At 64.0% G+C, this 8,619-nt stretch carries 6 protein-coding genes and 1 tRNA gene; 3 read left to right on the top strand and 4 right to left on the bottom strand.

The window, feature by feature from the left end; translation table 11 throughout:
• The first annotated feature begins 284 nt into the window (after positions 1-284).
• The gene (topA, locus tag K940_RS28365) at positions 285-3,272 is read left to right on the top strand and encodes a type I DNA topoisomerase (protein ID WP_036528634.1); all 2,988 of its coding nucleotides are present in this window, start codon (positions 285-287) and stop codon (positions 3,270-3,272) included.
• A gap of 26 nt (positions 3,273-3,298) precedes the next feature.
• Here topA and erm read toward each other — a convergent pair whose 3' ends face one another.
• A complete protein-coding gene (gene erm / locus K940_RS0114555) occupies positions 3,299-4,105 on the bottom strand; it encodes a 23S ribosomal RNA methyltransferase Erm (RefSeq protein ID WP_028478152.1) in 807 nt (268 codons plus the stop codon).
• Between the two features lie 237 nt (positions 4,106-4,342).
• Here erm and K940_RS0114560 point away from each other — a divergent pair, with 237 nt between their 5' ends.
• Both K940_RS0114560 and K940_RS0114565 read left to right on the top strand, forming a co-directional pair.
• Positions 4,343-5,551 (top strand): DNA polymerase III subunit delta', encoded by a 1,209-nt coding sequence (locus K940_RS0114560; RefSeq protein ID WP_369797511.1) that lies wholly within the window; start codon positions 4,343-4,345, stop codon positions 5,549-5,551.
• Between the two features lie 56 nt (positions 5,552-5,607).
• Positions 5,608-5,683 (top strand) — tRNA-Thr (locus tag K940_RS0114565).
• A 47-nt stretch (positions 5,684-5,730) separates the two neighbouring features.
• Here K940_RS0114565 and K940_RS0114570 read toward each other — a convergent pair.
• The 3 genes from K940_RS0114570 to K940_RS33010 form a co-directional block, all read right to left on the bottom strand.
• Positions 5,731-6,975 (bottom strand): site-specific integrase, encoded by a 1,245-nt coding sequence (locus K940_RS0114570; RefSeq protein WP_028478154.1) that lies wholly within the window; start codon positions 6,973-6,975, stop codon positions 5,731-5,733.
• Positions 6,975-7,154, bottom strand: coding sequence for a helix-turn-helix domain-containing protein (locus K940_RS31650; RefSeq protein WP_028478155.1), 180 nt, complete (start codon positions 7,152-7,154; stop codon positions 6,975-6,977). The genes K940_RS0114570 and K940_RS31650 overlap by 1 nt, the downstream gene beginning before the upstream one ends.
• A 16-nt stretch (positions 7,155-7,170) precedes the next feature.
• A partial coding sequence (locus tag K940_RS33010; protein WP_036528672.1) for a replication initiator occupies positions 7,171-8,619 on the bottom strand: 1,449 nt, incomplete at its 5' end.

Here is an 8,619-nt window from a genome sequence, read left to right on the forward strand (position 1 = left end):
ACTACCGCTCGTCCCTCACCGCCGGTTACCGGAGGTGAGGGACGAGCTGTATTCGGGGTAGACACGACCCGAGGGAACGGCACGATACCCGCCGGCGACGGGACAAGGCATACTGAGTCGAGTTGGCGCCCGTGCGTGGTGTGGTTCGAGTCGGAGCGCTCGACCGGATGCGGCGTCACGGTATAAACGTGTCTGGTGGCGATGCTCAGCCGTCGCAGCCGTTACCCCAGCCGCGCGCACCCGAACAACGCAGCGCGGGTCGATCAGGAAAGGTGTATTCCCCGGTGGCAACACGAGACCGCGGTACAGCCGACCAGGGTGAACCCCTGCGTCGTCTCGTGATCGTCGAGTCCCCGACCAAGGCCCGCAAGATCGCGCCCTATCTCGGCCGCAACTACACGGTGGAGGCGTCGGTCGGCCACATTCGAGATCTGCCCAGGGGTGCAGCGGACGTCCCGGCCAAGTACAAGGGGCAGTCGTGGGCTCGACTCGGCGTGGACGTGGACAACGACTTCGAACCCATCTACGTGGTGAGCGCCAACAAGAAGGCCAAGGTCACCGAGCTCAAGGGCTTGCTGAAGGACGCCGACGAGCTCTACCTGGCCACCGACCCGGACCGCGAGGGCGAGGCAATCGCCTGGCACCTGCTCGAGACGCTCAAGCCGAAGGTGCCCGTTCGGCGGATGGTCTTTCACGAGATCACCGAGCCGGCCATCCGAGCGGCCGCGGCGGACACTCGCGACCTCGACAGCGATTTGGTCGACGCGCAAGAGACTCGTCGTATCCTGGATCGGCTCTATGGGTACGAGGTCAGCCCGGTGTTGTGGAAGAAGGTCATGCCGCGCTTGTCGGCAGGCCGTGTCCAGTCCGTGGCGACTCGGGTGATCGTGCAGCGTGAGCGGGACCGGATGTCGTTCCGTTCGGCAGAATATTGGGACATTGTCGCCCGGCTGAATGCGGGTGGTGGCAAGCAAGACGACGCTTCCGATCCGCAGATTTTCAGCGCCCGCTTGGTCGCCGTGGCAGGCGCGAGGGTCGCCTCTGGACGAGACTTCGGGTCGGACGGCCGTCTCAAGGCCACAACCAACTCGGCGCAGACCACTGGCACCGTAGTGCTGAACGAAGCAGACGCGCGACGTCTGTCGGCGGGGCTGGCCGGTGCCGACCTGGTGGTGTCCTCGGCAGAGGCCAAGCCCTACAGTCGCAAACCCTATCCGCCCTTCATGACCTCGACGCTGCAGCAGGAGGCGGGACGCAAGCTGCGTTTCACTTCCGAGCGGACGATGCGGGTAGCGCAGCGGCTGTACGAAAACGGCTACATCACCTATATGCGCACCGACTCGACAGCCCTGTCGGAGCCCGCGATCGCCGCGGCCCGGGCGCAGGCGACTCAGCTCTACGGCGCGCAGTATCTACACTCGACTGCGCGGCAGTACACCCGCAAGGTGAAGAACGCACAAGAGGCCCACGAAGCGATCCGTCCGGCGGGCGACACGTTCGCGACACCTGGTCAGCTACACACCCGATTGGACAACGACGAGTTCCGGCTGTACGAACTCATCTGGCAGCGCACGATCGCCTCACAGATGGCCAATGCCGCGGGCACCACGTTGACCTTGCGCATCACTGGTGTTGCCAGCAGCGGCGAAGAGTGTGTGTTCTCCGCGTCGGGCCGTACCCTCACATTCCCCGGGTTCTTGAAAGCCTATGTCGAGAGTGTCGATGAAGAGGCCGGCGGACAGTCCGACGACGCCGAATCCCGGTTGCCCGCATTGGAGAAAGGTCACGCGGTCACTGCGGTCGAGTTGAATCCCGATGGGCACAGCACGAATCCGCCAGCACGCTTCACCGAGGCGTCGTTGATCAAGACCCTCGAGGAACTCGGCATCGGGCGTCCGTCGACGTATTCGTCGATCATCAATACGATCCTCGACCGAGGGTATGTCTACAAGCGCGGCAGCGCGCTCGTTCCGTCCTGGGTGGCTTTTGCTGTCATCGGTCTGTTGGAAGAGCATTTCGGCCGATTGGTCGACTTCGATTTCACCGCCGCGATGGAGGACGATCTGGATGCGATCGCGGGCGGACGCCAGCAGCGCGGTAACTGGTTGTCCAGCTTCTATTTCGGCGGTGAGCACGGCGTAGAGGGTTCGGTGGCGAGGTCGGGCGGACTGAAGAAGATGGTCGGGGATCGACTCGACGATATCGATGCGCGGGAGATCAACTCCATCAAGCTGTTCAGCGATTCCGACGGGCGTGACATCGTGGTCCGGGTCGGCAGGTATGGGCCATATCTGGAACGGATGGTCGCTGATCCCGAACATCCGGAAGGTGATTCGGTATCCCAGCGCGCCAATCTGCCCGACGATCTTCCACCGGACGAACTGACTCCTGAGGTCGCCGAGAAGTTGTTCGCGACGCCTCAGGAGGGACGTTCTCTCGGAGTCGACCCGGAGTCCGGCCACGAAATTGTTGCCAAGGAGGGGCGTTTCGGCCCCTATGTCACCGAGGTGCTACCGAGCCCGCAGCCGGCGCAAGGGCAGGAGTCTGCCAAGAAGACCACCAAGAAGGCTGTGGCGCCCAAGCCTCGGACCGGATCACTGTTCAGATCCATGGACCTTGCGACGATCACGCTGGAGGATGCGCTCGAGCTGCTGTCGCTACCGCGGGTGGTCGGTACGGATCCGGCTACGGGCGAGGAGATCACCGCGCAGAACGGGCGCTACGGGCCGTATTTGAAGAAGGGAACCGATTCCCGATCGCTCGATACCGAGGGCCAGATTTTCGCTGTGACGCTGGAGGAGGCGCTGAAGATCTATTCGGAGCCGAAGCGTCGCGGCCGGCGGGCTTCGACCGCGGCTCCGCTGCGTGAGCTTGGCGCTGACTCGGCAACTGGTAAACCAATGGTGATCAAGGATGGTCGCTTCGGACCGTATGTGACCGATGGGGAGACCAACGCGACATTGCGCAAGGGCGACGAGGTCGAGTCGATGACACCGGAGCGGGGCATGGAGTTGCTCGCTGACCGGCGAGCACGCGGACCAGTGAAGCGAGCGACGAAGAAGACCGCCGCCAAGAAGACCGCCGCCAAGAAGACCGCTGCCAAGAAGGCTGCCCCGAAGAAGAGCGCGGCCAAGAAGACCGCCGCGAAGAAAACCGCCGCGAAGAAAACCGCCGCGAAAAAAACCGGGGCTACAACGGCGGCCACGAAGACTGGGGCGGCCACGAAGACCACGGCCTCAGCGGCAGCGAGGAACACCGCCGCCAAGGCCTGACCGACCAGGGTGACCCTGCGGTCGGGTCAGCTCATTTCCCGATTCCGCCCGGTCGCCGGAGTACCGGGGTCGATGATCGTGAAAATATCGGCCCACTGTTCGGCGGAGAGATCACGCGGTAGCGATGTGCTCCGCAAGCGCTGCGCGGCGACCCAGTTCCGCGTCGCCGCTTTCGCTCGGGCTGTGGCCACCCGTGGCAATATCTGGGGCAAGCCTCGGCCTTTGGCAGTGAAGACGGCGTGGACGAACGCGGTGTATCGGCCACGTTGCGTCGGGTCCAGGAGTGGGATGGTTCGTCGTGTCATCGTCATCAGCCCGCCGTCGACGCCCGGACGAGGATCGAACACCGAAGCGGGTGCTCGGCTGACCAGGGAGAAGTCATACCAGGGCCACGACTGGGCAGTCATCATGGTTGCTCCACCCACCGCCGCTCTCCGGCGTGCCACTTCCCATTGCACCATCAACACGGCTGTCGTCCAGTGTTCGGTATGCAGCATTCGCCGAAGCATGGCCGTCGTTTGATGAAACGGCAGATTTCCCACGATCGTGTGTGGCGTTCGAGGCAGGCGATAGTGCAGAAAGTCGTCGTGCACGATCGACGTGAGCGGGCCGACACGTTTGCGAAGCGATCGCACATGTCGCCCGTCGATTTCGATTGCGGTGATCGGCCGACAAAGGTCTTGCAACGGTAGCGTCAGCGCGCCGTCGCCGGGGCCGATCTCGATGATCGGCCCGTCCGTTCGAGACACGAGGCCAACGATGGTATCGATCGTCTTTCGGTCGGTGAGGAAGTTCTGGCCGAGTTCGTGGCGGCCGGCACGATAGGTAGGCATGGGTTTCGACTCCGGGCGTTTCGGGATGGCCCGGGCGGCATCGCATTGCCGCCCAGCAACTGACGTGCTGAAAGCGGCGGAGCGTATTGGAAAAGGTCGCTATCCGCCGCTAGAAGCGGCGGATCCGGATTGCCCAAGTCGAGATGAACACGGCGCCCATGCTACAACAGACAACCTCGGACCCACCGGCGGCTGCGGCAGAAAGCGTCGGCGTGCACAGCTAGGGTGGTTGGCGTGGTGGGTGTCTTCGATCGGTTGATCGGCCAAGAGGTGATCGAGTCCGACTTGACGGCTGCCGCCATTGCGGCTCGAGCGGGCACGGTGGGGGGAGCGATGACGCATTCGTGGTTGTTCACCGGTCCGCCGGGCTCCGGGAGGTCTGTTGCGGCGATGTGCTTCGCGGCCGCGTTGCAGTGCACGGCCCCGACCACCCCGGGGTGCGGCACGTGTCATGCGTGCGCGACGACACTGGCCGGTACGCACGGCGATGTTCGCCGGGTGATACCCGAAGGGTTGAGCATCGGCACCCGGGAGATGCGCGACATCGTGCAGGTCGCTTCGCGCCGGCCGAGTACCGGGCGGTGGCAGGTGGTGGTCGTCGAGGACGCCGACCGGTTGACCGAAGCGGCAGGAAATGTGCTGCTCAAGGTGGTGGAAGAGCCGCCGGCCCGGACTGTTTTCCTGTTGTGCGCTCCCTCGGTGGCCCCCGAGGACATTTCGGTTACCTTGCGTTCCCGCTGTAGGCAGGTGCACTTGGCGCCGCCGTCGGTGTCCGATATCGCAGGCGTACTGCGCAGCCGTGACGATCTGGACGAGAAGACCGCGATGTGGGCAGCTTCGGTGTGCGGCGGGCACGTCGGGCGCGCCCGCAGGCTTGCTACCGATGAACAGGCACGTGCACGTCGCCGGAGTGCCTTGGCGCTGGTCGCTGCGGTCGGTGAGCCGGCAGCCGCCTACGCCGCCGCCGACGATCTGGTGCGCGCTGCCGACGACGACGCCAAACAGATGAGCGCCGCCCGCGACGAACTCGAACGCGAGGAACTTGCGACGGCGCTGGGAGCTGGCGGAGTCGGCAAAGGCACTGCGGGCGCCACTCGCGGTTCCGCGGGCGCATTGAAGGACTTGGAACGACGACAGAAATCTCGAGCCACCCGTACCGGCCGCGATGCCCTCGATCTGGCCCTCATCGATGTGGCAGGCGTCTATCGTGACGCATTGGCTGTCCGGTTCGGCGCTGCCGGCCGAGGTTCCGGGGTTGCCCTCACGCACCCGGATCTTTCCGACCAGATCCACGATTTGGCCGCTCGAATACGACCGGAGGGCTTGCTTTCGTCCGTCGAGGCAGTTCTCGCCTGCCGCGAAGCTCTCGACCAGAACGTCAAACCCCGCTTCGCACTCGCAGCGATGGCAGCGGCGCTGCTCGCAGCCCGCGCGCAATGGTCGTGACCACCGGTTTTCGCGATAGGTCCGCAAGACGCTAGACTCGCTTAGCCGAAAGGTACGCCGCCTTAGCTCAGTCGGTAGAGCGCTTCACTCGTAATGAAAAGGTCAGGAGTTCGATTCTCCTAGGCGGCTCCACGTTTTCCTGGGATCCCGGGGCCGATGACGACAGTTTTTGACGACAGTCACCCTCGGTCCCGGAACAGCCCGTCCATTCCCGCCACCGCCTCGCGCTGCACCCGTTCGATCACATCCATGTAGATGCTCGTGGTCGTCGAGATCGAGCTATGACGCAAGATCCGCTGCACAGTCGCGGCCTCCACGCCCTGAGCGAACAGCAGCGTCGCGCACGAGTGGCGAAGGTCATGCAGGCGGATCGGTCGTACACCAGCCTTCTTCACCAGCTCGGTAAACGCCCGATTGACGTTGCGCGGTTCCAGCGGCGTGCCCTTGGTCGTCGTGAACACCAGGCCCAACCGGTTCGCCGCCGATACCACCACGTCCTGAAGCTGGTCCCGCTGATGTTGCCGAAGGAGCTCGAGCAGCCTGGGCGGAAGCGGCACCGTCGCCTCCGAACCTTCGGTCTTGACGTCGAACAGATCCAGCCGGCCACCGACTCGATACAACGCCTGCGAAATATCGATCGTCCCACCGGTCAGGTCCACATCAGTCCACCGCAGGCCGAGTGCCTCACCGCGGCGTAGCCCAATCGCCAGAGCCACCGACCACAGCGCGTACAGCGGGTGATCCTTCGCCGTATCCAGAAAGCGCAACGCCTCATCCTCGGACCAGGGCTTCTCCTTGCGCACGCGGCCGGCGGGCATCTTGACCTGCTTCGTCACATTGCGGGCCAGTAGATCGTCCTCCACCGCATCTTGCACCGCAGCACGCAGAACCCGGAGGATCGTCCGGAGCGTCCCGGTGCTGGGAAATTGTTCACAGCACGCCGCCGGAGTCCGAGCGCAGCAGCGAGCCTTGCCCTTCTCGGCCCGTTTGGCATCCTTCTTCTGGGCGCAGCACTGGCATTGCCGAGAGACCTTGGTCAGCCAGTCACGAACGTGCTTGGCCTGCAACGACCGAAGCTTGTACCGACCGAGCCCCGGAACCATGTACAGCCGAACCAGTGCTTCCCAGGTGACATAGGTGGTTGGCCGGACAGTCGGCTCAACCATGTTCTCCAACCAGTACTGGAGGTACTGCCGAACGGTCATAGTCGTCACGTCAACGGGAATCGCCCGACGCTGCAACTCCTTGAGCCGGGTTCGCTCGGCATCGGCCTCTTCCCACGTGGCTGTGTAAACGCTGATCCGTTTCCGGGTCCCGTCCGGTGCGTCCGCAAACAATTTCAGCTCGTACCGGCCGTCTTTCCGAACGCTGATATTGCCTGAGCCGTTCGGGTTCCTCTTTCGAGCGGGTTTCTTCGCTGTCATTATGCAACCTGGTCGATCAGGTCGGACACGTACAAATCAAACGATTGCCGGATGATCCGGCGGGACCGGCCGATGGTGACCGACTGAACCTGTCCCGACCAGATCAGCTGATAGATGCTGTATCTGGAGACCAGCAACACGTCTGCCGCCTGCTGCACGGTCATAAACTTCTCACTCATACCTTGCCTGTTTCTCTTATGCCGCCACCGGGATTGCCGAACACTCTTCGGGTGCTGGCGGTCCTTGCGCGGTGGCGAGGCGGGCGTTGGTGCATTGGGCGCGTTGGGTGATCCGGGCCGCGACGAGCGCCATCACCAGATGCGAGCGTGGAGGCACGTCCCGGTCACCAGGACCGACCGGGGTGATCCGCAGGTGGGAGGTATCGGGTGGGATGATGCCGATCGCGGCGAGTTCGTTGCGAACGAATTCCAGGCGTTCGGCCTTGTGATCAGGGATGGTCTTACCGCTCCACTTCGTGGACGACACGCACCGTTTACCGGGGACACCGAGCAGGTCCCGGCGATGGTTACGGCCCCGGCAGCGACCCGGCTGGGTCTTGTCGCTGGCACCTTTGGGCACGATGCCGTAGCGCAGCCACACCGCACACGTCGGTGAACACGGGGTGCGCTGAAGCTCGGCGTGCAAACGCTCGTAGTGGCGGTTGACGCGGGGACTGTCGGAGTCGAGGACTTCAGCGACGGACTTGGTGAGGTATTTGGTCAGATACCCGACCTTGCGATCCATTTCCGGGGTGCCCGCGATGATCTGAATCGGCTTGGACTGACCACCGAACCGCAGCGTGTGCGCGGGCTCGATGTCATCGACGGAATCGATCACCTCCAGCGCGTCATCCCAGTAGGTCAGTGGCTGTCTGGTGTTCGGGTCCACGAACGTGGCGGCGCTGTGATCCCACACCGGCATCCGGTCGCCGGTGTAGACCTCCCGATCGAAGTGCGGCCACCAAATGTTGCGGTAGGTCGCCGCGGTCACCTGATACAGCAGTTTCGTCGGGATCGAACCCCGGATCGCGAGGTGGATGTGGGGGGCGCCGCGTTTCTGCGGTTCGACCGAACCCCAGTACTGCACATTCCAGCCCACCGCACGCCGCAGGTTCTGTATCCACCGGTCGAACAACGCTTTGACGTGCATGATGTCGCGGGCCGCTCGCGCGTAGTCGTAGGCGTCCGGGTCGCGTGGTGAACCATCCGACACCATCTGCCCGGTGTCCTCATCTCGGACCCGGTTGATCCCACCGTAGGAATCGACGGTCAGGGTGTGGAACGTCGAGGGCCGATACCTACCGTTGGCGTAGGCGGTGCCGATCGTGGTGCGCGCAACCTTCTTCCGCGGCAGGTCCGGTAGGTCGTCACGGCGCCGGGTCGACTTCGCCCCACGCTTGGGCTTCTGCTCGAGGGCCGGTAGACGGCCACGCACACCGAGTTCACGCAGCTCGACATCGAGATCAGCCACCAAATCTTTGATGCCGTCGGCCAGGTCGTGATCCCCGTCGCGGCGGGCATCGTGATACCGACTGAACTGATCGGCACGGGCCGCCAGCACCTGTTGCTGCGCGTCGGTGACGACCGGTTGCGGTTGTACCGGTTCGTGGTCGGCGCACCAACCCTCTTTGAGCTGGGTCACTCG

This window comes from Nocardia sp. CNY236 (assembly GCF_000482385.1).
GTDB lineage: Bacteria > Actinomycetota > Actinomycetes > Mycobacteriales > Mycobacteriaceae > Nocardia.

Excerpts from the sequence above, each read along its gene's own strand:
- erm (WP_028478152.1), bottom strand. The coding sequence starts at position 4,105 with ATGCCTACCTATCGTGCCGGCCGCCACGAACTCGGCCAGAACTTCCTC.
- K940_RS0114570 (WP_028478154.1), bottom strand. The coding sequence starts at position 6,975 with ATGACAGCGAAGAAACCCGCTCGAAAGAGGAACCCGAACGGCTCAGGC.
- K940_RS31650 (WP_028478155.1), bottom strand. The coding sequence starts at position 7,154 with ATGAGTGAGAAGTTTATGACCGTGCAGCAGGCGGCAGACGTGTTGCTG.